This is a genomic window from Achromobacter sp. 1011791174 (assembly GCF_059760925.1).
Genome location: NZ_JCBANH010000195.1, coordinates 1 through 1,711, shown reverse-complemented (window position 1 = coordinate 1,711; position 1,711 = coordinate 1). Strand labels below are relative to the sequence as shown.

Here is a 1,711-nt window from a genome sequence, read left to right as displayed (position 1 = left end):
GAAAGAAAGCGACGCGCGCCGTTCAGGCGCGCAGCGCGGAGCCATCGAGGGCATCCGCGAGCCGGGGGGCGGGCGGCGGAGGTTCCACCAGCTTGAGCAGCGCGCGCCATTCGCGTTCGCTGGGGTCGGGCGAGCCGGGCAGGCGGTTGGTGTCGCCGCTGGCGTACTGGCGCGCGGTCTTCTCGCTGACCTGCGCGCTGACCGGGTAGGTCGCCTGGCCGGTGGACTGGATCGCCAGCTGCACGCGGCAGGCGCGGTCCAGATTGAGCATCAGGATGAAGGCCTCGGCCACGGTGGCGCCGACGGTCAGCAGGCCGTGGTTGCGCAGGATCATGGCGTTCTGTTGGCCCAGGTCGGCCACCAGCCGCTCGCGTTCGTCCAGGTCCAGCGCGATGCCTTCGTAGTCGTGATAGGCGACGCGGTTGTAGAACTGCAGCGCCCATTGGTTCACCGGTTGCAGGCCGCAGGCCAGCGAGGACACGGCCACGCCGGCGACGGTGTGGGTGTGCAGCACGCAACCCGCGTCGGGGCGTCCCATGTGCACGGCGCTGTGGATGGTGAAGCCCGCCGGATTGACGTCATGGGGCGTGGGCGCGACCGGATGGCCATCCATGCCGACCTTGACCAGCGATTCGGGCGTGATGTCGCGGAACAGATGGCCGTAGGGATTGATCAGGAAGGCCCCTTCCTCGCCGGGCACGCGCGCCGAGATGTGGGTGTAGATGCTGTCGTCCATGCCGAAATGGGCGACCAGCCGGTAGCAGGCCGCCAGGTCGCGGCGGGTCTGTTGTTCGGCCGCGCTGCTTGGCTGCGCGGATTCCTGGGAGAGGGCCATCGATGCGTCCTGGTTGGGTGGCTGCGGCGCGGGGCCGGGTGCTGGGCATTATGCGTCGATCGTCAACTGTCGACAGTTAGCAGTAGTACTGATATGCTTGAAAAAAACGGGGTGCTATATAGCTGTCGCGCCGGGTTTTCTTGTGCAGGAAAGCCGGCGCATTTCCGCCCCAGACAGAGACTTTCCATGCCCGATACCCAGGCCGCCCTCAACGCTTTCGAATCCGTCAATGTTCCCGACCTGGTCGGCGTCGTCGAAGAACGGCTGACCCAGGCCATCGTGCAGGGGCGCCTGCCGCCGGGCAGCCGCGTGGTCGAGGCAGAGATCGCCCGCCAGATGGCGATCAGCCGGGCGCCGGTGCGCGAGGCTTCGCGCCGTCTGGAACGCCAGGGCATCCTGGTGTCCAGGCCGCGTCGCGGCTTCTTCGTGCGCGAGATGTCGGTGCGCGAGATCGACGACCTGTTCCAGGTGCGCCTGAGCCTGGAGATGACCGCTGTGGCGGCCGCCTGCGAGCATGCCGACGCCGCCGGCCTGGACCGCCTGCGCGGCTTGCTGGAGCTGATGATCGCCGAGGCCGCCGACGCGCCGCAGCACCGCCGCATCGAGCTGGACCTGAGCTTCCATACCCTGATCTGCGAGCTGTCGGGCAACGCCTACCTGCTGCGCCTGTTCTCCAGCACGCAGACCGAGATGCGCATGATCATCTCGCTGATCGACAACGTCTACCAGGATCCGGAAATGGTCGCGGCCACGCACCAGCCCATCCTGGACGCGCTGGCGCGCCGCGATGCAGCGGCCGCGCAGGCCTGCATGAAGGTACATCTGGACGATGCCTGGGAGCACGTCCGCAACCTGTTCGTCTCGCAGCATGGCGCG

General features: G+C 67.7%; 2 protein-coding genes. One reads left to right on the top strand and one right to left on the bottom strand.

The features are described from left to right. Window positions 1-22: 22 nt before the first annotated feature. Complete coding sequence (locus tag AC6LJ5_RS30265; RefSeq protein WP_103275215.1) at window positions 23-835, bottom strand: class II aldolase/adducin family protein; 813 nt, start codon at window positions 833-835, stop codon at window positions 23-25. A gap of 186 nt (window positions 836-1,021) precedes the next feature. On the opposite strand from AC6LJ5_RS30265, the gene AC6LJ5_RS30260 reads away from it, so the two are divergent. Next, the coding region (locus tag AC6LJ5_RS30260; protein WP_498142446.1) for a GntR family transcriptional regulator at window positions 1,022-1,711 on the top strand (690 nt) is incomplete at its 3' end.

Excerpts from the sequence above, each read along its gene's own strand:
- AC6LJ5_RS30265 (WP_103275215.1), bottom strand. The coding sequence starts at position 835 with ATGGCCCTCTCCCAGGAATCCGCGCAGCCAAGCAGCGCGGCCGAACAA.